Annotated in this window: 19 protein-coding genes; 13 read left to right on the forward strand and 6 right to left on the reverse strand. The window is 56.2% G+C overall.

The window, feature by feature from the left end:
* Positions 1–8: 8 nt before the first annotated feature.
* The gene (locus ACT3UM_RS07125) at positions 9–1,370 is read right to left on the reverse strand and encodes a formimidoylglutamate deiminase (RefSeq protein ID WP_498897406.1); all 1,362 of its coding nucleotides are present in this window, start codon (positions 1,368–1,370) and stop codon (positions 9–11) included.
* Between the two features lie 261 nt (positions 1,371–1,631).
* Here ACT3UM_RS07125 and hutU point away from each other — a divergent pair, with 261 nt between their 5' ends.
* From hutU to hutG, 5 genes are all read left to right on the forward strand, one after another.
* Positions 1,632–3,299, forward strand: coding sequence for a urocanate hydratase (hutU, locus tag ACT3UM_RS07130; protein WP_498897408.1), 1,668 nt, complete (start codon positions 1,632–1,634; stop codon positions 3,297–3,299).
* 125 nt (positions 3,300–3,424) lie between these two features.
* Positions 3,425–5,017 carry a BCCT family transporter gene (locus ACT3UM_RS07135; RefSeq protein WP_498897410.1) on the forward strand — a complete coding sequence of 531 codons (1,593 nt, stop codon included), beginning with the start codon at positions 3,425–3,427 and terminating at the stop codon, positions 5,015–5,017.
* Positions 5,010–6,566, forward strand: a complete 1,557-nt coding sequence (locus ACT3UM_RS07140) for an HAL/PAL/TAL family ammonia-lyase (protein ID WP_498897412.1) — start codon at positions 5,010–5,012, stop codon at positions 6,564–6,566. Before ACT3UM_RS07135 ends, ACT3UM_RS07140 begins: the two co-directional genes overlap by 8 nt.
* An 8-nt stretch (positions 6,567–6,574) precedes the next feature.
* Complete coding sequence (hutI, locus tag ACT3UM_RS07145) at positions 6,575–7,783, forward strand: imidazolonepropionase (RefSeq protein WP_498897414.1); 1,209 nt, start codon at positions 6,575–6,577, stop codon at positions 7,781–7,783.
* Positions 7,783–8,610 carry an N-formylglutamate deformylase gene (gene hutG / locus ACT3UM_RS07150; RefSeq protein ID WP_498897415.1) on the forward strand — a complete coding sequence of 276 codons (828 nt, stop codon included), beginning with the start codon at positions 7,783–7,785 and terminating at the stop codon, positions 8,608–8,610. The genes hutI and hutG overlap by 1 nt, the downstream gene beginning before the upstream one ends.
* Before the next feature lie 13 nt (positions 8,611–8,623).
* Here hutG and ACT3UM_RS07155 read toward each other — a convergent pair whose 3' ends face one another.
* The 4 genes from ACT3UM_RS07155 to ACT3UM_RS07170 are packed head-to-tail and all read right to left on the reverse strand — an operon-like array spanning position 8,624 to position 14,574.
* Entirely contained in the window at positions 8,624–9,796 is a 1,173-nt protein-coding gene (locus ACT3UM_RS07155) for a lipocalin-like domain-containing protein (protein ID WP_498897417.1), read from the reverse strand.
* Positions 9,793–12,294 carry an FtsX-like permease family protein gene (locus ACT3UM_RS07160; RefSeq protein WP_498897423.1) on the reverse strand — a complete coding sequence of 834 codons (2,502 nt, stop codon included), beginning with the start codon at positions 12,292–12,294 and terminating at the stop codon, positions 9,793–9,795. Before ACT3UM_RS07160 ends, ACT3UM_RS07155 begins: the two co-directional genes overlap by 4 nt.
* Before the next feature lie 4 nt (positions 12,295–12,298).
* A complete protein-coding gene (locus tag ACT3UM_RS07165; protein WP_498897426.1) occupies positions 12,299–12,967 on the reverse strand; it encodes an ABC transporter ATP-binding protein in 669 nt (222 codons plus the stop codon).
* Positions 12,968–13,011: 44 nt separating this feature from the next.
* Positions 13,012–14,574, reverse strand: coding sequence for a sensor domain-containing diguanylate cyclase (locus ACT3UM_RS07170; protein ID WP_498897427.1), 1,563 nt, complete (start codon positions 14,572–14,574; stop codon positions 13,012–13,014).
* A gap of 362 nt (positions 14,575–14,936) precedes the next feature.
* Between ACT3UM_RS07170 and ACT3UM_RS07175 the strand changes: the two genes are divergently transcribed.
* The 8 genes from ACT3UM_RS07175 to uxuA all read left to right on the forward strand — a co-directional run bounded on the left by ACT3UM_RS07175 (position 14,937) and on the right by uxuA (position 23,623).
* Positions 14,937–15,674, forward strand: coding sequence for a GntR family transcriptional regulator (locus ACT3UM_RS07175; protein WP_498897428.1), 738 nt, complete (start codon positions 14,937–14,939; stop codon positions 15,672–15,674).
* Positions 15,671–16,882, forward strand: coding sequence for a D-mannonate dehydratase ManD (gene manD, locus ACT3UM_RS07180; protein ID WP_498897429.1), 1,212 nt, complete (start codon positions 15,671–15,673; stop codon positions 16,880–16,882). Before ACT3UM_RS07175 ends, manD begins: the two co-directional genes overlap by 4 nt.
* Before the next feature lie 48 nt (positions 16,883–16,930).
* Entirely contained in the window at positions 16,931–17,953 is a 1,023-nt protein-coding gene (locus ACT3UM_RS07185) for a Zn-dependent oxidoreductase (protein WP_498897430.1), read from the forward strand.
* Positions 17,954–18,034: 81 nt separating this feature from the next.
* Positions 18,035–19,003 (forward strand): TRAP transporter substrate-binding protein, encoded by a 969-nt coding sequence (locus ACT3UM_RS07190; protein ID WP_035578122.1) that lies wholly within the window; start codon positions 18,035–18,037, stop codon positions 19,001–19,003.
* Between the two features lie 95 nt (positions 19,004–19,098).
* Positions 19,099–19,677, forward strand: coding sequence for a TRAP transporter small permease (locus tag ACT3UM_RS07195; RefSeq protein WP_498897431.1), 579 nt, complete (start codon positions 19,099–19,101; stop codon positions 19,675–19,677).
* 2 nt (positions 19,678–19,679) lie between these two features.
* Positions 19,680–20,960: a TRAP transporter large permease gene (locus ACT3UM_RS07200; protein WP_035578126.1), complete on the forward strand. Its 1,281-nt coding sequence runs from the start codon at positions 19,680–19,682 to the stop codon at positions 20,958–20,960.
* 5 nt (positions 20,961–20,965) lie between these two features.
* The gene (locus ACT3UM_RS07205; RefSeq protein ID WP_498897433.1) at positions 20,966–22,435 is read left to right on the forward strand and encodes a mannitol dehydrogenase family protein; all 1,470 of its coding nucleotides are present in this window, start codon (positions 20,966–20,968) and stop codon (positions 22,433–22,435) included.
* A 15-nt stretch (positions 22,436–22,450) separates the two neighbouring features.
* On the forward strand, positions 22,451–23,623 hold the full coding sequence (uxuA, locus tag ACT3UM_RS07210) for a mannonate dehydratase (protein ID WP_498897435.1): 1,173 nt from the start codon (positions 22,451–22,453) through the stop codon (positions 23,621–23,623).
* A gap of 89 nt (positions 23,624–23,712) precedes the next feature.
* Here the strand turns inward: uxuA and ACT3UM_RS07215 are convergent, their stop codons facing one another.
* Positions 23,713–25,212 (reverse strand): sodium:solute symporter family protein, encoded by a 1,500-nt coding sequence (locus tag ACT3UM_RS07215; RefSeq protein WP_498897436.1) that lies wholly within the window; start codon positions 25,210–25,212, stop codon positions 23,713–23,715.
* Between the last annotated feature and the right edge of the window lie 47 nt (positions 25,213–25,259).

Consider the following 25,259-nt stretch of genomic DNA (forward strand, 5'->3'; position numbering starts at 1 on the left):
CAAACGGCTTAACCTATCTCACGAAACAGTTTGGCAAGCGCCTCACTGTTGGCCTCATCGAAGGCGTGACGCCGCTGCTGGATAACCCAGCGGCCTGCGACCATGACATCGCGTATCTGTTGCTTGGAACCGCCAAACAGCCAACGCCCTAGCCGCGTTTCGTCTGAACTGGTGGCGAGGTAGGGGTCACTGCCATCAAGAACGACAATATCGGCCCGCTTGCCCGCTTCGAGCGCGCCGATGGGTTGGCCAGAGGCCTGGGCGCCTCCCGCTAATGCATGGCGGTAAAGCCAGTCGCCCACCGGGCGTATGTCGCTATTGTGCAGGCAGTTGCGCTGTTGGGTGGCAAGGCGCTGGCCGTACTCAAGCAGCCGTAGCTCTTCAACCACATCGAGTGAGACATGGCTATCAGAGCCAATGCCCAGACGCCCACCCTGGGCGGCATACTCCACTGCGCGGAAGATGCCGTCGCCCAGATTGGCCTCGGTGGTCGGGCAGAGCCCCGCTACGGCGCCGCTAGTGGCGAGGTCACGTACTTCTGAGTCGTCTAGGTGAGTGGCATGGATCAAACACCAGCGCTTATCCACCTCAACGTTATCCAGTAGCCAGCGCACAGGGCGTTTGCCTGAATAGGAGAGGCTGTCTTCCACTTCGCGTTGCTGCTCGGCGACATGAATGTGGCGTGGCCCGACAGGGTTCGTCGCCAGCACCGCCTGGATCTCTTCCAATGTCACCGCGCGCAGGGAATGAAACGCCATGCCTAGTGCCTGTGTGGAGTGGTCGGCAAAGCTTGGCTTCAATGTCTCAAGCAATTTTAAAAAATCTGGCACGGCGTGGATAAAGCGTCTTTGCCCATGATTGGGTGGCTGGCCACCAAAGCCGCTGTGGGCGTAAAGCACCGGTAGCAAGGTAAGCGCAATGCCACTGCGCTCGGCCGCTTGGCTAATCGCCCAGGCCATTTCAGCCGGATCGCTATGGGCCTTGCCCGATAGATCGTGGTGCAAGTAATGAAACTCGCTGACCTGGGTATAGCCGCCCTTAAGCATTTCGACATACAGCGATTGGGCAATAGTGCCCACTTGATTCGGTGTAAGGCGGTCAACCAAGCCGTACATGCGGTCTCGCCAGCTCCAGAAGCTGTCTGGCTGGGGGCTACCGATTTCTGCCAGGCCCGCCATGGCGCGCTGAAAAGCGTGTGAATGTAGGTTAGGCATACCGGGTAGCGCTGGCCCGGCTAAGCGCTGGGCGTTGCCGGGCGAGCTGTTGGGCAGTACCGATATAAGCATGCCGGTGGCATCGACTTCGAACAGCACCTGAGAGGCCCATCCAGTCGGCAGTAGGGCATGATCAGCAAAATAGCAATGGGTCATCGGGGCTCCTTTTTGTTAACGAATAACGGATAATGTATATACATATAGCGAAGTCCGCTTCTTAGGTAAAGAAGAGAGTTGGAATTTCCTCGTAAAGTCCATTTTGGTGCGTAATTTCGCCCTATTGTTGGCGTTTGCACTATGTTGGCGAATATTTAGGACTGAGTTGTTTTTTTGCTAAAAAGGGCGATTTAGGTGATTGCGCAGAAGCGTTTGTTGTCATAATGTATATACAAACTTTGACAGCAAACAGGAGTTACCATGTCTCTTTCACGCTTTCGCGATACCGAAATTCGGGCACCTCATGGAGTCGAGCTCTCCTGCAAGAGCTGGCTGACTGAAGCACCGCTGCGCATGCTGATGAACAACCTAGATCCAGATGTCGCCGAGAATCCCAAAGAGCTGGTGGTCTATGGCGGGATTGGCCGCGCCGCCCGCAATTGGGAGTGTTTCGATACCATCGTTGAAACGCTCAAACGTTTAGAAGATAACCAGTCACTTCTGATTCAGTCCGGTAAGCCAGTAGGCGTATTCGAAACCCATAAAGACGCCCCGAGGGTGCTGATTGCCAATTCCAACCTAGTGCCAGCCTGGGCTAACTGGGAGCATTTCAATGAACTGGATAAGAAAGGCCTGATGATGTACGGCCAGATGACGGCTGGTTCATGGATCTACATCGGTTCTCAGGGCATTGTCCAGGGCACCTACGAGACCTTTGTTGAGGCTGGTCGCCAGCACTACGACGGCAAACTGGCTGGGCGCTGGATTCTGACGGCCGGTCTTGGCGGTATGGGCGGGGCGCAGCCATTGGCGGCAACGCTGGCGGGGGCCTGCAGTCTTAATATTGAATGTCAGCAGAGCCGCATTGATATGCGTCTGCGTACCCGCTATGTGGATGAGCAGGCGAGTGATCTCGACGATGCCCTGGCGCGCTTGGAGCGCTATACCTCAGAAGGTAAAGCCGTCTCGATTGCGCTGCATGGCAATGCCGCTGAAATATTGCCGGAACTGATTAAGCGTGGCATCAAGCCGGATATGGTAACCGACCAGACCAGCGCTCACGACCCACTGCATGGTTATCTGCCCGCAGGCTGGTCATGGGATGAGTATCTGACACGCGGGAAGACCGAACCCGAGGTGGTGGTCAAGGCGGCTAAGCGCTCCATGGCGGTGCATGTGCAGGCCATGCTCGACTTCCAGGCAATGGGTATACCTACCTTCGATTATGGCAATAACATTCGCCAGATGGCTCAGGAGGAGGGCGTTTCTAACGCTTTCGACTTCCCCGGCTTTGTGCCTGCCTACATTCGCCCACTGTTCTGCCAGGGAATTGGCCCATTCCGCTGGGTGGCGCTCTCCGGTGATCCAGAAGATATCTATAAAACCGATCAGAAAGTCAAAGAACTCATCCCAGATGATCCGCATCTGCATAACTGGCTGGATATGGCCAAGGAGCGTATCAGCTTCCAGGGCTTACCGGCGCGCATCTGCTGGGTGGGCTTAAAGGATCGTGCTCGCTTGGGGCAGGCGTTTAACGCCATGGTCGCCAGTGGCGAGCTCAAAGCACCCATTGTGATTGGTCGCGACCACCTGGACTCCGGCTCGGTGGCTAGCCCCAATCGCGAGACTGAATCAATGCTGGATGGCTCGGATGCGGTCTCCGACTGGCCGCTGCTCAATGCGCTGCTTAATACCGCCGGGGGCGCCACCTGGGTCTCTCTTCACCATGGTGGTGGTGTAGGTATGGGTTACTCCCAGCATGCAGGGGTGGTGATTGTCGCCGATGGCACGGATGACGCTCATGCACGCCTGGGCCGCGTGCTGCGTAATGACCCAGCCACTGGGGTCATGCGCCATGCCGATGCTGGCTACGACATCGCCAAACAGAGTGCCAGTGAGCAGGGGCTCGATTTACCGATGATTAAGTAGTCATCCTCATCAACTACCTCCCTACCTTTAACGTTGCTGGATACACAGATACGGGTGCCGACAGACAGCATGTCGGCACCTAATAAAAAAGCGCTATAAAAATAAACCTCGACAGGAGACATACAATGTCACAAACCGACAGGAAACAGTTAAAGCGAAGCGTCTTTATACCGGCCTTCGTGATTATTATGCTGGCCGTCATCATTGGCTTGGTTAATAACGAACTACTGGTCAGCGTTGCTCGGCAGCTGTTCTATCTTTCGCTTTCCGATTTTGGTTGGCTTTATCAGTTGTTGGCTATTTCGACGCTGGGTGTCACGGCGTTTATCTTCTTTTCCAAGGCAGGCAATATCCGTTTGGGTGGGGCGAACGCAAAGCCGACGTTTTCGTTGGCGGCGACGTTTGCCATGGCGTTAACCGGCGGGATAGCGACGGGGGTGGTGACCTACTCGGTCAATGAGCCCATCATCTATCTGGGTAATGTCTATGGCGAGATCGCCAATCAATCTTTTGAGCCCAACAGTGGCGAAGCAGCCATCTTTGCACTGGCAAGAAGCTTCCATAACTGGAGCTTTATTCCCTACGCCATGTACTCCATTGTTGGCTTGATGATTGGATATATGCACTTTAATCGCAAAGAGCGTTTCTCGATCTCTTCGACGCTGTCACCGCTCTTAGGGAGTCGCGAGCGAAGCCCGACCGTACGAGCCGTGGTCGATATTATCTCTATTCTTGCCATTGCGCTTGGGCTGGCATCATCGTTAGGGGCGGGCCTCGCACTGATCAGTTCCGGCATTGAGGCTGAGTACGGTATCGCTTCGAGCCCTATGACGTGGCTGATTTTAACGCTGGTTATTTCGGCGATCTTTATTACCTCTGCGTTATCTGGGCTTAAGCGGGGCATCCGCTTCCTCTCATCGGTCAATGCTTACATCTTCTACGCTTTTGTCATCATTCTGCTGATCATTGGCCCAGTGAGCTACATCCTGAGTCTGTCGGTAACCAGCTTGGGTTACTGGTTCGATAACTTCTTCCTGTGGTCATTCGATACCAAAGAGTCTGGCGGTGAAGCGCTGGTCACCTGGTGGACGATGTACGACTGGTCGATCTGGATCGCCTACGCCCCGTTGATGGGTCTGTTTTTGGCGCGGATCTCCTATGGCAGAACGCTACGTGAGTTTTTGGTAATTAACTGGATCCTGCCTTCCGTGTTCGGCATCGTTTGGTTCGCTATCTGGGGAGGGTCGGCGATCAAGTGGCAGATGGATGGCACTCTCGATCTGGTTAGCGTGGTGACCGAGAACGGCGCCGTTTCGGGACTTTGGGGCTTCCTGCAAAACCTGCCAATGTCCGCTTTGCTGATCCCGTTAGCTATTTTTACGCTGATTATTTCCTTCTCTACGGCCGCAGACTCGATGTCATCGACCATCGCTACCATCTGCACGAGAAATATGACGGCGGAGGAGGAAGCTCCCCGCAAGCAGAAGATCCTCTGGGGGCTATCAATCGCTATTATCGCTTATGTCATGGTGGCCTTTGGCGGCGGTGCTCAGGGGGTAGACGGTATTAAGTTCCTGGCGGCAGCGGGGGGCTTTATCGTGCTGTTTCTGTTTTTGCTGATTGTGGCTTCTGCGGTGAAAGTTTTCATCTTGGATGGCGCTAATCACCCCCAAGAGAGCCCGGCGCGCGTTAAACCCGCCGAGGATGTTTATGAGTGAGTTGTCTCGCCACGTGGAAATTGGCAATACGCCTCCAGCTTGGCTGGAGGTGGTCAAGGTCGCCCGCGACGGGTATCCGATGTCGCTGTCGCCCTCGGCCTGGGAGAAGATTCGCGCCGCCCGCGAAGCCGTCGAGAAGATTGCCGCTTCGAGCGTGCCCCATTACGGTATCAATACCGGGTTAGGCGCGCTGTGCGATGTAGTGCTCAAGCAGGATGGGCTGCAACGTCTCTCGCACCACACCTTGATGAGCCATGCCTGTGGTGTTGGTAGCCCGCTGCGAACGGAGCAAGTTCGCGCTATTATGTGCAGCGCGGTGATCAACTACAGTCACGGCTACTCCGGTATCAGTCCGGCCGCGGTGGAGGGGCTGATAAGGCTGCTCAATGAGCAGATTACTCCCGTCGTACCCTCACGCGGTTCGGTGGGTTATCTCACTCATATGGCACACATTGGCTTGGCGCTAATCGGTCACGGCGATGTTGAGTTTCGTGGGCAACGGATGCCTGCCAAGCAGGCGTTGGAGGCCATCGGTATGGTGCCGGTAACGCTTGGGCCCAAGGATGGGCTGAGCCTGGTGAACGGCACCCCTGCGATGACCGGGCTGGCCTGTTTGGCGCTTGACGATGCAGCGCGCCTCTCCGCCTGGGCAGATATTATCGGTGCCATGAGCTTTGAGGCATTGGGCGGACAGTTGAATGCGTTTATGGCTGAGGTGACAGTGCTCAAACGCCACCCTGGTGTTCAGCAAACGGGTGATAACCTGCGTCGTTTGCTTGAAGGCAGTAGGCACTTGGCTCGCCATGAGGGGGCGCGGCTACAGGACGCGCTTAGCTTGCGTTCAATGCCCCAGGTGCACGGCGCCTGCCGCGACCAGTTTGACCATGCGGCCAGACAGGTGGAAAAAGAGCTCCACTCTGCTACTGATAACCCGTTAGTGATTCCCGTTGAAGATGGCTACCAGGTTGTGTCTCAGGCTAATCCTCACGGCGCCTCGGTGGCGATGGCCTGCGATCTGTTGGCCATTGCAGCTTGTGAGTGGAGTTCGATCTCAGAGCGGCGCGCCTACCGCTTAGTGACACCCCAGGCGAATCAGTTGCCGCCTTTCTTGACCACTGAAAGCGGCGTCAAGTCCGGCATGATGATCGCCCACTACTCGGCGGCTTCCCTGGTGGCGGATAACAAACGTCTGGCGCAGCCCGCAGTGACCGATAATTTTATCACCTCGGGCCTCCAGGAAGACCATCTAAGCTTTGGCGAAAGTGCTGCCCTGAAACTGGACAAGACCCTCGACAATGCTTTCTACGTTCTTGCGATCGAATATCTACTGGCCTCTCAGGCCCTTGATTTAATTGGCAGTGATGAGTTTGCCAAGGGCACGTCGCTGGCTTGGAAATCACTGCGAGACGTCCTGCCTGTTTACCAGGAAGAGCATGCGCTGCACCTGGATATTGAGGCGGCTTACCAGCGCCTAAAGGAGACTCAAGTGATCGATAAGCTCCTGTCTGTTGCCCCGAACTTACTGCCGAGTCGGCAGCCTAGCGATTAGGAGGAAGCATGAAACAGCTATGGCACCACTGCCATGCGGTGACCCTGGAGGGTGGCCAATACGCGATTGTGCGCGATGCGGCGCTGATTATAGAAGCCGGGCGGATTGCCTGGATCGGCACTGAGGCGCAACTTGACAGCGATGCTGCCTTCGATGAAGTGCGTGACCTGGGTGGACGCTGGCTAACGCCGGGGTTGATCGACTGCCACACGCACCTGGTGTTTGGCGGTGACCGCAGTAACGAGTTTGAGCAGCGCCTGGAGGGCGTGAGCTATAGCGAGATAGCTAAACAGGGCGGTGGGATCGTTAGCAGCGTGCGGGCCACTCGCGAGGCCAGCTTTGACGAATTACTGGCCAGCGCTGAGAAGCGCGCCAAAGTACTGCTGCGCGAAGGCGTCACCACGCTAGAGGTCAAGTCGGGCTATGGGCTTGATCTGGAGAGCGAGCGCAAAATGCTCAAGGTGGCCCGGGCGCTGGGGGAACGGCTACCTGTCGAGGTGCTCACGACGTGCCTTGCGGCCCACGCGCTGCCGCCCGAATACCGCGAACGTAGCGATGAGTATATTGATCTAGTCTGCGAGGAAATTCTGCCGACGCTGGCGAAGGAAGGCCTTGTCGACGCCGTCGATGGCTTCTGTGAAGGTATCGCCTTCTCTGTGGAACAGATGCGGCGCGTATTTGAAACCGCCAAGCAACTGGGCCTGCCGCTCAAGCTACATGCTGAGCAACTGTCGCACCTTGGCGGTTGCCAACTGGCTGCGGAGTTTGGTGCGCTTTCCGCTGACCATGTTGAGTACGCCGATGCAGCCGATGCGCGTGCGATGGCAAAAAGCAGCACTGCCGCGGTGTTACTGCCGGGGGCTTTTCTTACCCTGCGTGAAACCCAGCTGCCGCCGATTGCAGCCTTTCGTGAGCAGGGTGTCACCATGGCGCTGGCCAGCGACCTTAATCCCGGTACGTCGCCGGTGCTGTCGTTACGCTTGATGATGAATCTTGGCTGCACGCTGTTCCGCCTTACCCCTGAAGAAGCGCTGGCAGGCGTGACCATCAATGCCGCTAAAGCGCTGGGTATTGATGCCAGCCACGGCTCCTTGGAAGTGGGAAAAGTAGCGGACGTCGTCGTCTGGGATATTAGCGGCCCAGCGGAGCTTAGCTACTGGCTAGGCGGGCAGTTACCCGTTGCGGTTTTCAAAGCAGGTAAGGAGGTAGAAGTATAATGGTACGCATGATGGAAAGTTACCAGCTCACCCAGGGCGATACGCCGCTGCTGATCTCAATGCCCCATGCAGGCACTGCGTTAACGCCAGCAGTGGAAGCAGGGCTCAACGAAGCGGCGCTTAGCCTTGCCGACACCGATTGGCATCTTCCCAAGCTTTACGATTTTGCTGCAGCGCTTGGCGCTAGCCGGCTGGAGGCGCGTTATTCGCGCTACGTCATCGATCTCAATCGGCCTGAGAATGACGCGCCGCTCTACGCGGGTGCGACGACTGGATTATTTCCCGACATCGACTTCGACGGTGACCCACTGTTTCGAGACGGACAAGTACCGAGCAAGGAAGAGCGCGAGTGGGCAAAGGAGCATGTTTGGCGCCCTTACCACAACGCCCTGGTGAGGGAGCTTGCGCGGCTAAAGGCGCGCTTCGGCTATGCGCTGCTGTTCGACGCCCACTCCATCCGCTCTCGCATCCCGCGGCTCTTCGACGACCAACTGCCGGATATCAACCTGGGGACCTTTGAGGAGCAGAGCTGTGACCCTGAGCTTAGCAAGTCGTTACAAGCCGTCTGTGCTGCTCAGTCGCGTTTTACGCATGTGATCAATGGCCGCTTTAAAGGCGGGCATATTACGCGCGGCTATGGGGATCCCGCCAACCATATTCACGCGGCGCAGCTCGAACTCTCCCAGCGCACCTATATGAACGAACCCGATGATGACCAGCCTATCTTCGCCTATCGCGAAGATTGCGCCGCCGAGGTACGACCGGTGCTGCGTGAAGTGCTTGAGGCGATGCAGCGATGGGGGGAGGCTCGCTACGCAAAGGGTTAATTTGCTTGTTAGCTCAATACCCGGTCATTTCCAGGTAGCCCTCGCCCAGTGGCTCGCCGCTGGCGCGGTCGTTGACCACTACTTCGCCTTCCCAGTAGGGCACGCTGGTGGTCATCCAGCGGTTGGCGTGAGGGGCTTCAATGTTGATATCGATTTCCACTGACGGTATTTCCAACCGCCATTGGGTGGGTACCTTGCGCCCGGCGACTGCCGAGCTTGCCAGCGGTGTGAGTGTGATGTCGTTGTTGGCTAAGGGGGTGGCTCGGCCTTCAGGCGTTATCAAGGTGCCAGAGCGGTAGTCGGCGTTTTGGGCGGAGCCGCCACGCAGCTGAAAGGTCATTAGCTTGTGGCCGTCATCAAAGTGAATCGAGAACCAGTCCCAGCCAGATTGGCGGGCATCCAGTAGTTGGCTGCTCCATTCCCGGTCTAACCAACCGCGCCCGCTGACCGTTTTGGTTTCTCCATTGAGCGTGACGTCGCCCTCTATCTGCCAGAAGGGTTGGCTGTAGTACATCGAACCCTGACCATTGGCGGCTTTCTGGCTAAACCCCTTGTCGCCATGCAGCACCAGCGGCCCCTCGGCGGTAAGTTCCAGCGCATAACCAAACCGCGCCGCGCCTTCGCCGCTGTAGGCGGTGAGCGTTAGGCTATTGAAATCGCTGCTATCGGCCTGCTCGTTTGCTTTAAGCTGCCAATCATCCAGCCAAGCGTGGAAGGGTGAAGCGATAACCCCCGCCTGGCTGTCCTGGGGAGTGCTCAATGGGGTCTGTGAGAGGCTCCGCCCAAAGCGCTCAGCAACGTAGTGCTGCTCGCCTTGTGAGATTGCCATATGGGCCATCCAGAGTTGATCCGCTGCCCAGGGCGTGGGTTCGGGTCGCTCGTTGGGTGGCATCAGCGCCTGACGAAATAGTGTCCACTGCAGGCCGAGTGGCTCGCCGGATTCATCTTCCAAATTGGCGGTTAAATACCACCATTCGATACGGTAATCCGGGTGTGCTGAGTGATCCGTTGGGAATGTCAGTAATTGGTTTGGCACGGCGTGTTGGAAGCCGTCGGCGTCCTGGCCCAACCCGGCGAACCCCGCACTGCTGGCTGAGGTTACGTCTTCATCGCCGCAGCCTTGAAGCATCAAAGCAACGGTGGCTATCAGTAGAAGTGGCAGGTTTAGCCGTCGGCGTATGCTCATTGATTGGCCTCTTCCGCCAGCAATGCACGCGGTGATGCGCGCCAGAAACGCAGCGCGGGCAGGGCAGCAGCCAGCAGCGCCACGGCGACTGCCGTGGCGAGTGTCACGGTCATTTCCCAAGGGAATAGGTAGAGCGGCAGACGCCAGCCGAAGGCGGCCACATTGATAATCGCCACTAAGCCCCAGGTAATCGCAATGCCCAGTGGCAAGGCCAGCAGACCGGTGACTAATGCCGCGCCACCCAGCTGCGCTAAGTTTAGCCATGCTAGCTGTGACCGGGGTACGCCCAGCGCCCAGAGTGGAGCTAACTGCTGGCGCCGGCTGCGTGCTTGGGCCAGCAGGCTAGCGAATAGTGCCAGGGCAGCGACGGCTAGGGTTAATGCATTAAGCGCGCGGGTAATGGTAAAGGTGCGCTCAAAAATCTCGGTGGCAATGCGCTTAATTTCGGCTTGATCGGTAAGTGCATCGCTGCCTAAATCGAAACGCACGGTAAGGGCTGCTCGTAGAGCACCCACATCGGCATCGTCATGTAGCACCAAGCCTATCGAGCTAGGCGGTGCATTAAACCGTGCGGCGAGCTGGGGCGACGCCATTAACACTTGGCCGCTGGGGTTGCCGTAATCGGGATACACAGCGGCTATGATCAGGTTTTCGCTTACCCCTGGCGCGCTCAATGCTAGCCGATCACCGGGGGCAAGGTTTTCAGCCGTGGCTAACTGTTCGTTAACAAAAACCGCTCCGTGGTCGAAAGCTGCCCAGGCTGCGGCGCGACCTGATTGTGTCTCCAGCAGCGGCCAGTGAGGTGTCAGCGATACGCCAGGGGTAATACCATAAAGCTCGATAGGCGTGCCTAAAGAGCGGTTGCTTTCGGGTGTGCTAACTGTTTGAAGGGTTGCGTCGCTGCGCCGAGTGAGCAGGCGCTCAAAGACCTCCGGGCGATCCGCCAGCCAGGCATCAATGTCTGCATATTGCTCGGCGGGTGCATTTAAATAGAGTGGGGCGACTAAGCGCTGATCAAGCCAGTCTAAAAAGGTCAAACGAAAGCCGCCTACCATACTGCCGACACCCAGATTGGTTGCCAGGGCGATGAGCAAGGCCATCATGGCCAGCGAAAGCTTGGGTAGCTGAAGCTGCATATCCGCGACTGCCCAGTGAATAAGCGGCCGCCGCCGGGCAAGGTGCGCCAGCACTTTCAATACCAACGCTAACAAGGGTGGCAACCACAGGGCGCTGGCCAGCAGTAGGGCTGCGATTAGTCCAAAACCTGCCACTAAGCCATCGCCAGGGGACTGTAAACGTAACCAGGCGTATAGCGCTAACGCAATACTCAAGGCGAGTGCACCGCCCATGCTCATTAGCGTTAATTGCCGACGGTAACCACTACGCCAGGCCTGCATTTGGCCTAACTCCAGCATGTTTAAACGGGCGGCACGCCATAGCACGCCACTGCCCGCCAGCAGTAGCCCGCCAAGGCTAACTGCCAGCCCGCCGACCCAGTAATGCCAGGGTAGATTGAGTTCTTGACCCACGCCTGCACCATAAAGTGAGCCCAGGGTGGCCGCCACATCGGGTAGCAGCAGGCGTGCCAGCCAGACGCCGCTGGCAATACCGGCAAGCGCGCCGATCAGGCCGAGCAGGAGTAACTCTAAACTGAGTGTCACGACTAAACTGCGCCCTGATACACCCAGCACCCTGAGGGTGCGCAGCATACCCAAACGTTGCTCTAAGGCTAGACCCAGCGCTGCTTGAACGATAAATAGCCCCACCACCCAGGCCAGTAGCCCCAAGGCGGTAAGGTTTAGGTGAAAGCTTTCTGTCAGTTGGCCCGGAGTGGCTAAGTTGCTGGCACGGGTGAGGGTCAATCCTGCGGGCGCTTTCGCAATTGCCCCCGGTGCGCTAACGATTCGGGTAATCTCGTCACCGCTTTCCAGTAACTGTGCCGCTGCGGCAATATCCATGATCAGGGTGTCCGGCGGCAACGCTGGCGCTAAAACGAGCGGCGGTAGCGTTTTGCCATCTGTCAACGTTGGGCTAGCACCCGGTGCATTGTCGCGCTCTATCCCCAGGGTTGCCAAGGCATCAGGCGCTAGGCGTGTTTGCCACGGCGGCGTTAGAAAGTCGCTTAACGACGCGGAGGTGTTTGCTTGAGCCAGCGCGTTATCGCTGGAAAGGGTAAGCGGGTCAATGCCGATCAGCGTTAGTCGGGTGCCATCTTGGGTAACGACTTCACCCTCTAGCATAGGCGAAACAGGCAGGCCTGCCTGGCGCAGAGCGTGATACTCGTCGCGGGAGAGTGGGGCCCCATCGCGGCGCTCAAGCTGGTCCAGTTGGGTGGCAAACAGTGCATCGGCGCGGGCGTAGCTGTCTCTTGCTGTGGCGTTGATCGCTTGAATACCGCTCCATAAAGCGCTGGCAACCCAAAGACCAAGTAGCAGCATGGCCAGTTGCCCAGGGTGACGCCGGTAGTGGCTAAGGAGTGTGGCCAGAACGGTGGGCATTGCTCTAAACATGTGCGCTATTGATCAGTTGACCATGGCGTAAACGCAGGCAGCGATCAAGTGGCGCGGCGACCTGCTGGCTGTGAGTCACGACTAACAGCGCACACTGCGTTTCGCGAACCAGGCTCAATAGCAGTTCAAGCACTTCGCCAGCGGTGGTTTCATCCAAATTGCCCGTGGGTTCATCGGCCAGTAGCAGAGGCGGGCGCGGGGCCAAAGCGCGGCCAATGGCCAAGCGCTGCTGTTGACCACCAGAGAGCTGTTCCGGGTAACGCTTTTCCATACCCGTCAGCCCTAGCCGCTCGAGTAAGTGCGCTGTCCAGTCGCTATTGTTGCGACCAGCCAGGCGCGCCTGAAGGCGCAGGTTGTCGATGACGGTCAAGCTGGGTACTAGATGGAACTGCTGAAAGACCAGACCCAGGTTTTCTCGGCGTAGCTTGGCGCGAGAGGGTTCAGATAAAGAGGCGAGGTTATTTCCAGCCAGGGTGATGGTTCCCTGGTCAGGCAGATCTAATCCGGCGGCTAGGTGTAATAGGGTGGATTTGCCGCTGCCGGATTCACCCATTAGCGCCATACTTTGCCCTGACGCCAGGCGAAAGGAGACATCTTCGAGCACCTTCAGCGGGCCTTGTGGCGTCGCGTAGGTTTTGTGTATCTGGTGAAGTTCCAGCATGGCAGCTCTTGTCGTCAACTAAAGGGCTAAACAATAAGCATACGCTAGTCGATGCTGGGAGGTGCATCTGGAGCACCACGCTCGCCATACACCGCTATTCCACCTCGGCCTGTTCGTTTAATGAAATACATACTTTTATCAGCGGCATCAATAAGCTCGTTTGCATCGCCAAATCCGCCATCATCCAAGCAGGCAATGCCAATCGAGACGGATACATGGATAGGTTGCTGGTCATCGTAAGCCATAGGCGCTTTTTCTAAACGCTCGGCAATTCGTTTGGCGAATAGCTGGGCTGCTTGTGCGTCCTCATCGGGTAAAATAACCAGAAACTCTTCGCCCCCCCAGCGCCCCGCAAGGTCACCTTCACGAATAAGTGCCTGCAGCGTTTTACCAAATTTTTGCAGCACATGGTCACCCATTTGGTGGCCGTATTGATCGTTTAGCTTCTTAAAGTGGTCAAGGTCAATAAGCACCACTGACATGATGCGCGTCTGTTCCTGGCACAGGATAAAGCGTTTATGCATCTGCTCTTCAAGCCAGGATCGGTTGGCAAGCCCGGTAAGCATATCTGTTCGTGAGCGCTCTTCTAACTCATCTTGGCGCTGACGCAGGGTGGCGAGTTCCGCTTGGTGTGTATCAAGGCGTGATTTGAGCTGTAGGGTTTGTTGAAACAGCAGTTGCTGGGCCTCGGCAAGCAGCGACTCGTTATCCTGTAAAGGGGGCGCCGTCATTTGCAGCATATCTGCCAACGCGGGCAACTGTTCCTGAATATTCTCGAGTAAATGCCGTAACGAGATCGCGTGGGCATCCTGATAGGTTTCAAACTCTCGCACCACGGCGACTAGCGACTGCGCAGGGTGAGACGATAGCCAGGCATCGGCGATGGGGCCAGAGAGCTGAATGCACAGCCTGTCGGGGGCGGTAATATCAAATTCGCCGTGACTATCGCAGATACGCTGAGCAAGCGGTGTCGGAACGCCCCACTTAGCGGTAAGCCAGGCGCCTACTTGAGAGTGATCACAGCCAAAAAGCCGCTGTTCAGACGCTGATAGCTGCCGATGAGATAATGCCGCTTCAGCATATAGTTCACTGCTCTCTTTCGGGTATGTCGCCCTTAGCGCCATGATGCCAATGTCTTGTAACAAGGCGGCGGTGAACACGGGCCCCGCTATATCAGGGCAGAGCTGTATGGCTAGGTGCCGTGCTGCTAACGAGGCGATGATAGAGCGCATCCATACCTGCTGGTAATGGGTGTCAATCCCCCTGTTTTGAAGCAGACTAAAGCTCATTACCGCTGCCAGCGTGGTGTCTAGCCCCAGGCGAGCCGTCGCTTCCTGACACCCGTGCACTCTTGTATGACTACGCGAAAAAAAGGCGCTGTTGGCAAGGGTAATGATACGCATGGTTAAGGCAGGATCACGCTCAATGGCACTCGCGTAATCGCCTACAGAAGGGTGCTCTGTACGCGCCATTTTCAAGACGTTAACAGCGACAGTGGGCAGGGTAGGTAAGTTTGGGCACTTGAGTAAGTCCGCTACCAAGAATGACGGTAATGCCGTCGTTAAGACCAGGTCTTTCGAATTGTCCCTTGCCTGGATGGCCTGCATTACTTTCTCCTAACTGGTATTGGCTCGCAGCAGCCCTCAGCCGTCCATGGCAATTGCCGTATTGGGCAGTGATCGTGGTATTCAATCGTTTGTACCAAACCATGTTAAGCGATTAGGTTGCGAAATACTTAACTTTAGGTGGCGATTTTTTTGCAGAGCAATGCTCAAAAAATACCCCAAAAAGGGTTGTTATGTAAGATATTTCTTACAAGTCATATATGAATTTGGCTAGTGGGCGTTAATCGTGAATGCGACTAAAGAGTGACGCATTCGGGCTTTTTTTATCTTAATTCAACTACCATACTAGTCATATCAGTGCTTGCCGCTAACTTTTACGCACTTCTCTATCAGGATCAGGTGCCATGCCCACAACATTACAAACGCTTTGGCAGGAAACCCACGATGGAGAATCGGTTCGCCAACGGCTATTTCACGTGCTGAGGCAGTCGATTATCCAAATGGTGCTGGCGCCGGGTCAGGCGTTATCTGAAAAGGAGATAGCCGATACCTTTTCGGTTAGCCGTCAGCCGGTGAGGGAGGCTTTCATAAGGCTCTCTGAGGCTGGGCTGGTGGAGGTTAAACCTCAGCGTGGTACCTATGTGGTCAAAATATCCCAGCGGGCGGTGCTTGAGGCACGCTTTGTACGTGAAGCCGTTGAAGTAGCCGTAGTGAAATTGGCGGCAGAGAAGGGGATTGAGCCAGCGATGCTGACGGAGCTGCATGATTTGCTAGCGCGGCAGCGTCGCTGTATTGAGCCTAATGATAATGACCGATTTTATCGTCTTGACGAAGCTTTCCACCGGACGCTTTCGCTGGGGGTAAAGCAGCATGCAGCCTGGAAAGTCATTGAAGAAGTCCGCGCTCAGCTTGACCGGGTGCGCTACCTCAGTGTGCCCCATAGCACCCCGCTTGAACGGCTTGTGGACCAGCATGCCAGCATCGTGGCGGCTATTGAGGCGCGAGACGTTCAGCAAGCTGAAGAGACGATGATGCTTCATCTGCGTGAAATTTTGGTCTCTATGCCTGATCTGGTGCGCCGTTTCCCCGCCATGTTCGAAGAACAAGAAAATCAACAGCTAAAGCAGGAGTCGATGCGATGAAAATTGAGCACGCCTATACCATTGTGACCTCGCCGGGGCGCAATTTTGTGACGCTAAAGATTGTGACCGATCAGGGCGAGTACGGCATTGGTGATGCAACGCTCAATGGCCGTGAAATGGCCGTAGTGGCTTATTTGGAAGAGCATGTAATCCCGACCTTGATCGGCCGAGACCCTCAGCGTATTGAAGATATCTGGCACTACCTTTACCGCGGCGCTTACTGGCGGCGTGGGCCTGTCACCATGAGTGCGATTGCCGCCGTTGATATGGCGCTTTGGGATATTAAAGCAAAGCTCGCGGGCATGCCGCTGTACCAGTTGTTAGGTGGTAAAAGCCGAGACCGCGTCATGGTTTACGGCCATGCAACGGGGCGTGATATTGACGCCTGCCTGGAAGAGGTCGCCCGTCATGTGGATGAGGGCTACAAAGCGGTACGTGTGCAGGCCGGTGTGCCCGGCATTGCGAGCATTTATGGTGTTGCCAAAAAAGATGGCGAGCCCTATGAGCCAGCCGATTCTGATTTACCCGCCGAGCACGTTTGGAGTAGCAGCAAATATTTAAATCATGTGCCCAAGCTGTTTGCCGCCGTGCGTGAGCGCTTCGGTGAAGACCTGCATGTGCTACACGATGTTCACCACCGCCTGACGCCCATCGAGGCCGCCCGCTTAGGCAAAGAGGTTGAGCCCTACCATCTATTTTGGCTTGAAGACTGCGTACCGGCTGAAAATCAGGAGGCGTTTGGGCTTATCCGCCAGCACACCACCACACCGCTGGCCGTCGGCGAAGTTTTCAACAGTCTGTTTGATGCCAAAGCGCTGATTGAAAATCAGTGGATCGACTATATCCGCGCCACGCTAACCCATGCGGGTGGTATTACCCATGTGCGCCGAATCGCCGATTTAGCAGGCCTTTATCACGTGCGTACCGGCTTCCACGGGCCGACGGACCTTTCTCCGGTGTGTCTGGGTGCGGCGATTCACTTTGACACTTGGGTGCCCAACTTCGGTATCCAGGAGTATATGCCCCATTCCCGTGCCACTGACGAGGTCTTCCCCCACGACTATCGCTTTGAAGATGGGCATTTCATTGTCGGCGAAAAGCCGGGGCATGGTGTTGATATCGATGAACAGCTAGCCAAGCAGTACCCCTATAAGCGCGCAAGCTTGCCGGTTAACCGGTTGGAAGATGGCACGCTCTGGCATTGGTGAATTAGGGGCATTGGTAACTTAACGCACGGGTAAAGGAGATTTACATCAATGAAAGCATTCCAGGTGAAGGCGCCTCACGACTATCAGGTAGCGGACGTTGAAACGCCCAAGGCTGCCACTGGTGAAACACTGGTGCGTGTGGCATTTGCCGGCATTTGCGGCTCGGACATGCATATTATCCATGGCGATAACTCTTTTGTACGCTTTCCGCGTATCACCGGTCACGAGTTTGCCGGGGTAGTCGAAGCAGTGGGGGAAGGCGTGCTCGGCGTTTCCGTCGGGGATCGCGTATGCGTTGACCCAGTGATTAGCTGCGGTGAGTGCTACCCGTGCCGGATTGGCCGTCCCAACGTGTGCAGTACGCTTGAGGTGATCGGCGTGCATCGCAATGGCGGTTTTGAAGAGTTAGTCGCCGTGCCCGCTGAAAATCTGCACCAGCTACCTGATCACATTGGGCTAGATGCTGCGGCCTTGGTTGAGCCCTACACCATCGCCGCTAACGTGCTTGATCGTATGCAGCCGCATCCCGGCGACCGACTGATGATTTTGGGCGCTGGCGTTATTGGCCTGACGATTCTGCAGATGGCTCTGGCCAAGGGTATCGAAGAGGTCATCGTCACGGACGTTATTAATGAGCGATTGGCGGCGGCAAAACAGCTGGGGGCAACGCAGGTCTTTAACAGCCGCGAGCAGGATGTAGAAAAAGAGGTGCTTGCCTTAACCCAGGGTGAAGGTGTGCCGCTGATTGCCGATGCGGCCTGCGTGCCCGCGCTGCTACCGCAAATGCTGCGCTTAGCATCGCCGGCAGGGCGCATTGGTTTGCTGGGCTTTAGCGTTCAGCCCAGCGAGCTGGTGCAGTTAGAGGTGATTAAGAAAGAGCTGACCCTGGTCGGCTCGCGACTTAACAACCGTAAGTTTCCGGAGGTGCTTAAGCTAATGGCAAGTGGGCAATTGGATCCGTTGGCGTTAGTCAGCCATCGGTTGCCGCTAAGCGACATGCCCAGTGCTATCGACATGCTTGAACACCGCCCAGAAGAGGCCCGCAAGGTGCTGATTCAAATCGGTGCTTAAGGGGGCTACACCCACGCCAACCCACGTGCAATTAGAAGCTGCAATTAACAACTAACAACACCCGCGTGCAGGAGAAAGACAATGATTAAACAACTGATCACCAGCGCTGTTCTTGGGGCCGCCATGCTAGGCAGCCACTCATTAATGGCGGCAGATTACACGCTGCGTTTTGGCCATTTAGCCAACGAGCAGAATATTTGGCACCAGGCCGCCGAGAAATTTAAACAGGAGGTCGAAGCGAACTCCGAGGGTCAGATTGAGGTGCGTCTCTACCCCAGTGAGCAACTGGGTAACGAGATGGACGTGATCAACAGTATCCAGCTAGGTACGGCGGATATGACGATCACCGGTGAAAGCTTACAGAATTGGGCGCCTAAAGCCGCGATGATGGCGGTTCCTTACGCCTTTCGAGATTCCGAACATCTTCATGCGGCGGTGAATGGTGATATTGGTGCTGAAATTGAAGCGCAAATCACTGAGCGTACTAACCTGGTGCCCTTGGCGTGGTTTGAGCGTGGGCCCCGTGAGCTGACCTCCAATCGTCCTATCCGCACGCCTGATGAGCTGGATGGGTTACGTCTACGCGTGCCGAACGTGCCGCTGTTCGTTGATACCTGGCAGGCAATGGGGGCACGTCCAACCCCAATGGCGTTTAGCGAAGTGTTCACCGCGCTACAGCAAAATACCCTGGAAGGTCAGGAGAACCCGCTTAGTCTGATCGAAAGCGCCAGCTTCAATGAGGTCCAGGACTACGTCAACATGACCGGCCATGTGCGCAGCTGGATCTATGTGGTGATTGGCCGTAACCAGCTGGAAAGCATGCCGGATGAGCTTCAGCAGGTGGTTCGTGATGCCGCCCAAACAATGCAAACGTATCAGGCCGAGCTTTTTGTTGATGACCAGGCACGTCTTGAGCAAGCGCTTCAGGAGCGTGGTATGGAGTTCGTGGAAGTCGACGTTGATGCGTTCGCAGAGAAAGCTCGCCCCGCCGTGCTTGAGGCCTTAACCGAAGAGCAGCGCGAACTCTTCGACGCTATCCAGGATTTGTAAGGTCGTATTTGCAGTGAATTGGTAATGGCGATGGGCTGGCATCTTGCTGGCCCATCTTCGAACTGCACATGCAGCTTGCCTATAAGGATACGGTTATGAACTCGGATCACAAAGCGCTTGCACAGGAAGCGTTGGATAGCCTGGATTCAATGTCGGCGGTGCCTAAGCTGAGGGGCCCCATCGGACGCGTGATTGGCTGGGTGGATAGGTGCTTTCTGACCTTGGCTGTTGTGGCACTTGTAGCGATTGCCGCCACGGTACTGCTGCAAATTTGTTCGCGGCTTTTTTTGCCGTTTTCGATAGCTTGGACCGAAGAACTTTCGCGCTATCTGTTTATTTATATGGTGGCGCTATCCGCTGGCGTGGTACTGCGCCAGAACCGCAACATTAGCGTCGAGCTTTTTCATCACCTGCTAGGGCCGCGTATGCAGGCGGCTTTTCAAGTGTTGATCTGTGCGCTGATTGGCCTGTTTGCCTTTCTGGTGCTGCCTTACGCTTGGCAGTATGCGCAAAACGGTGCCTGGCAGACCTCGCCCACGCTGCATGTTCCCATGCTGTATATCTTTTTCTCAACGGTAGTCACCTTTGCGCTACTCCTGGTTTACAGCTTACTAGGGTGTCTTGAGGGAATTATCGCAATGTGTCGCTCCTCTGCCTCCCTTCAGGAGTCGTAAGCATGGAAGTTATTATCCTCTTTAGCGTTTTCTTGGTTTTGCTGTTGGTGGGCATGCCCATTGCGTTTGCGTTGGGGTTAGCGTCGCTCTCTTATCTTCTGCTTGAAGGCATTTCATTAACCATTGTGCCGCAGCGTATGTATGCGGGTATCGATACCTTCGTGCTGCTGTGTATCCCCGGTTTCGTGCTGGCTGGCAATTTAATGAATGTGGGCAATATTACGGATCATATTGTGCGCTTTTCCAACGCTCTGTTAGGCCATATTCGCGGCGGGCTTGGCTTGGCCAACGTGGCCGGATCGATGATTTTTGGCGGTATCTCCGGTACGGCCGTAGCCGATTCCGCCAGCATCGGCTCGGTGATGATTCCCGGTATGGCGCGCTCGGGTTATGACAAGCCGTTTGCTGCTGCGGTTACCGCCGCCTCGTCAACCGTTGGGCCGATTATACCGCCCAGCGTACCGATGATTATTGCCGGTTCACTTAGCGGTATTTCGGTCGGGCGGATGTTCCTGGCCGGTGCAGTGCCGGGGCTTTTAATGGGCCTCGCCATGATGATCACGGTGTACATTCTGGCCGTTCGGCGTGGCTATCCAAAAGAGCAGCGGGTACCTTTTTTGCAACTGCTGCGCGAAGCCAAAACAGCCTTCTGGGCACTACTGATGACCGTGATTATTCTGTACGGCATTATTGGCGGTTTTTTCACCCCCACCGAAGCGTCCATTGTGGCTTGCCTGTATGCCTTGGTCGTGGGGATGTTTGTGTATAAAGGGTTGTCGTGGAAAAAGCTCCCGGCGATTTTGTCGGATACTGTATTAACCTCTTCGGCACTCCTGCTGATGGTAGGGTTGGCTAACTTGTTTGGCTGGATACTCACCAGTGAGCAGATCCCGCAGATGATCGCTGCGCTTATTCTCTCCATCAGCGATAACCCGCTCATTGTTTTACTTATTCTCAACCTGATTCTGCTATTTGTCGGCGCTTTTATGGAGACCATCGCCGCGCTGATTATTCTTTTCCCGGCCTTAGTGGGGGTAGCCACTGGCGTGGGTGTCGATCCGGTTCACTTTGCGGTGATCGCGGTGTTGAACCTGATGATTGGTTTAACCACACCGCCGGTAGGGGTATGCCTGTTTGTGGTGGCCGGCATTGGCAAAATTCCGATGTTGACCGTTGCCAGAGCCATCGTGCCCTTTTTGCTCTGCAACTTAGCGGTGCTGCTGTTGGTGACCTATGTCCCCGCGATTTCGCTTTGGTTGCCTAACTTGCTGATGGGAGAGTAGTGACTATGGACCAGCAACGTATTGACGCCATGCCTAAAAGCGGCCAGATCGGGTTTGTCCATTTAGGCTTAGGCGCTTTTCACCGCGCCCATCAGGCCGTCTATTTAGAGCGCTATCGTCAGCGCAGCGGCGATACTGCCTGGGGTATATGCAGCGCTAACCTACGCGCTAGCATTGGTTTAGTCGATGGATTGAGCGCGGCTGGGCATCGTTATCATGTAGCAGAGTACGCTGATAGCGCTAACATCACGCTGCGTGAAGTAGGCGTGATTGAAGAGACGCTGTTCTCGGGCCGTGATGGCGCGGGTAACTGGAGCCGCGACAGGGAGGCATTGCTGGCGCGAATGGCTTCTGCTGATACGCGAGTTGTGACGCTAACGGTGACCGAGAAGGGCTACTTTTTAAACCCCGCCAGCGGTGAACTAAGAGTCGATGACTCAATGATCATCGGTGATATAGCTTCGCCCCAACAGCCGCGTACTGCCCCTGGGCTATTGGTGGAAGCGTTAGCTCGGCGGCGCGAGACAGGCATAGCCCCCTTTACCGTGCTTTCTTGCGACAACATGCCGGATAACGGTAAGCGAACACGTCAAGCGGTGATGCAACTGGCCGAACATCGAGACGCAGAATTGGCCAGCTGGATCGCCAATAAGGTGGCATTTCCCTGCAGCATGGTGGATCGCATTGTGCCCGCGATGACCGACGCGGACTTCGGGCGTTTAGCGGCACTGGACGTTACTGATCCCAATGCGGTGGTATGTGAGGCTTTCTCTCAGTGGGTAGTGGAGGATCACTTTCCTATGGGGCGCCCAAGCTGGGAAGTCGAGGGCGTTGAAATGGTCGCCGATGTGGCGCCGTTTGAAACCATGAAGCTACGCATGCTGAATGGCAGCCACTCTTTACTCGCTTACCTGGGCGCATTGGCGGGCATTGAAACCGTGTTTGACGGCGTCAATCACGCCGAACTTCGCGCGCTACTGCGTCGTTATATGCTTGAAGAGGCGGCGCCTACCCTTGAGATGCCCGCAGGAATCGATTTAGACGCTTATGCCGACTCGCTGCTGGCACGCTTTGCTAATGACAGCCTGCGCCATCGCCTGCAGCAAATCGCCATGGATGGCAGCCAAAAGCTCCCGCAGCGCTGGCTCTCCGGCGCACTAAAACGCAGCGCCGCTGGTCAATCATCGCCTTGCGTGGCGTTGGGGATGGCGGCCTGGATTCGCTATATCGCAGGCGAAGATCTGCTTGGGAATCGTTACACCGTCGACGACCCGTTGGCCGCGCGGTTTGCCTCGCTGCACCAAGCACAGGGTTCCGATAGCGCTGCACTAGTGGCTGCCTTTTTGGCCATGGACGATGTGGTGCCGAGGGAACTGGCAGCGGATAAGGGATTTGTCCAGGCGGTGGTGGTCGCCTATCAGACGTTGACCCATGATGGGCTGAGCGGGGCGCTCGCGGCGCTTGATCACAACTAATATAAGGAGATCCCCATGGAGCATACTTGGCGCTGGTTCGGCCCTAATGATGCGATTAGCCTCGAAGAGATCCGCCAGACAGGCGCTACCGGTATCGTGACGGCACTGCATGAGGTGCCCAATGATCAGGTTTGGTCGGTCGAGGCGATTCGTGAGCGTCAGCAGATGATCCAAGCGGCTGGTCTGACATGGTCGGTGGTGGAGAGTGTGCCGGTGCATGAGTCGATTAAAAAAGGCTTGCCCGAACGTGACGCGTTAATTGCCACCTACTGCCAGACCCTGCGCAATCTAGCTGCCTGTGGCGTCGATACTGTTTGCTACAATTTCATGCCTGTACTTGATTGGACGCGCACCGACCTGACCTATGAGCTATCCGATGGCGCTTTGGCGCTGCGCTTTGAGCAGGTGGCGTTTGCAGCTTTTGACTTGTATCTGCTTCAACGCCCTGGTGCTGAGAACGAGTACAATACCGAGGAAAAAAGTCAGGCAGCTCGCTATTTAGATGGGTTGGATAAAGCCCGTCGTGACAAGCTGGTCAATACGCTGATCGCTGGGCTACCGGGCGCCGAAGAGCACTACACCCTTGAGCAGTTTCGCACTGTATTGGAAGGGTACGCTGATATTGACGCCGCCAGGCTGCGGGAAAACCTTGGCTACTTTCTGCAGGCGGTGATTCCGGTGGCAGAAGAGGTGGGTGTCCGAATGGCTATCCACCCGGATGACCCACCGCGGCCACTGCTGGGCCTGCCCCGGGTTGTGTCGACGCGGCAGGATGCCCAATGGATTGTCGATCACGTGCCCAGCCCGGCCAATGGCTTGACGTTTTGCACAGGCTCTTACGGTGTTCGTGACGATAATGATTTGGTGGCGATGGCCCGCCACTTTGCCGCGCATATACACTTTATTCATCTACGCGCCACGCAGCGTGAAGCGGATACGCTCTCTTTCCACGAGGCGCCGCACTTGGCCGGCGATGTGGATATGGTGGAGGTGATACATGCCTTGGTGGAGGAAGAGCGGCGACGCGAACGAGAGGGCGGGGCGCGCTTACCACTGCGCCCTGATCATGGCCACCAACTGCTTGATGATCAACGACGCAATACGGCGCCCGGCTACCCGCTTTACGGCCGTATGCGCGGCCTTGCCGAACTGCGCGGTGTGGAGTTGGCAGTGCGGCAGTTAACCTAATTACCTATCAAGACACTACCTTCATATAGAAACCCCCGCTGATTGATTCAATCAGCGGGGCTTTTTTTTTGCGTACTAAGGACTAACGATTAGCGCGAAGTAGACGGCGCTTCTGCACCGGTCAGTGTCGGCTCGGGCACTTGCTCCATACGTTTACGTTCTTGGTCAAGAATCGCCAGGGCCTGGGCAGAAGTGACGCGGGAAGCGGGTGTTGCCAGGCTGACGACCACACCGGCTACCAGCGCTACTAGCACCGCGGGGATGCTGGGGTTACCCCAGAAGGCTGTCCAATCGCTATTGGCGATAATCGTCAAGGAAGTCACCGACGCGCAAATAAGCGTCGCAATAGCGACCTGCCAATTATAACGTGGCCAGAAGCGGCCCAGCATGGCGCTGACAAACAGCCCTGAAAGAATCGTCGAGATCATGCGGGTGATGTAGGTGATCACATTGTCCGAGGCGAGTGCGAACAGCAGCGCCAAGCCTATGGTAGCCACCAGCGCAATACGCGAGAAGCGCACCACGTTACGCGCGGATGGCGTGCGGCCCGTGGCCAGCACATAGAGATCTCGAATCAGGGTGGAAACACCGGCGATGGCATCGGAGCTGGCGCTGGACATGGTGGCGGAGAGGCCCGCTACCAATAGCAGCAATCCTAACCCCAGCGGCATAATTTCAGTCGCCAAAAAAGGGAAGGCGTAGTTGCTATTGTCGAGCCCAGGATTAAGCGCGTGGGTGGCCATACCAATAATCGCGGGGATAATCGAGAAGCCCAGGTATAGCACGCCGGTGATTAAGAACGAACGGCGTACCGACTTGACTGATTCGCCAGAGTATATACGTTGGCGGAAAGAGGGCGTTGCCAGCACACCAATAGCGATAACAGCCGCCAACGATAGTGCCGGGAGCGCGCCTATTTGACCAATACCTAAAAAGCTAGTGGCGCCCGCATCCATACCCTCCGTAAGACCTGGGAGGCCGCCCACCTCTATCAGCGCCAATATTGCCATTAAAATAAAGCCCGCGAAGAGCACAACGGCTTGAATAGTATCGGTCCAGATAACCGCAAAATAACCGCCGACGACGCAGTAGATGCCGAAGCCCAGTGCCACCAAAATACGCGCCGTGGTCAGGTCGATGCCCGCCATCCAAGAGAGGTAGAGACCGCCACCCAGAATGTGCGCACCCAGCCAGCCGATGCAGGCGATATAGATAAGTAGCGCGACAACGTTGCGCACCAGCCGGTTAGCGCCGACGTAATAGGCCAGTTCTTCGCTCATGGTCATAAAACGAAACTGACGTACTGGGGCAAAACAGACCGCGAGCAGTAAAATACCCACTGCGCCGCCAAGCCCGTATAAAGCACCGGCCCAGCCGTTGGCGTAACCAAAGCCGACGGCGCCCATACTGGAGCCGGTGCCGACCATGGTCGCGACGGTAGTGCCCACGGTTAAAAAGAGCGGCACGCTTCGCCCGCCAAGTAGAAAGTCGTCACCGCTACCGCGCTTATGCCTGGACACCCACCAGCCAAACGCGATCATGGCGACAATGTAGAGCACGAAGGTAATAAGGAATAGTTGACTGTTCATGTTAACCTCTTGTCGTTGTGTATCCGGCCGTTGCCGCGGCCGAAGGT

Source organism: Halomonas sp. AOP13-D3-9 (genome assembly GCF_052379125.1).
Taxonomy (GTDB): Bacteria; Pseudomonadota; Gammaproteobacteria; order Pseudomonadales; family Halomonadaceae; genus Vreelandella.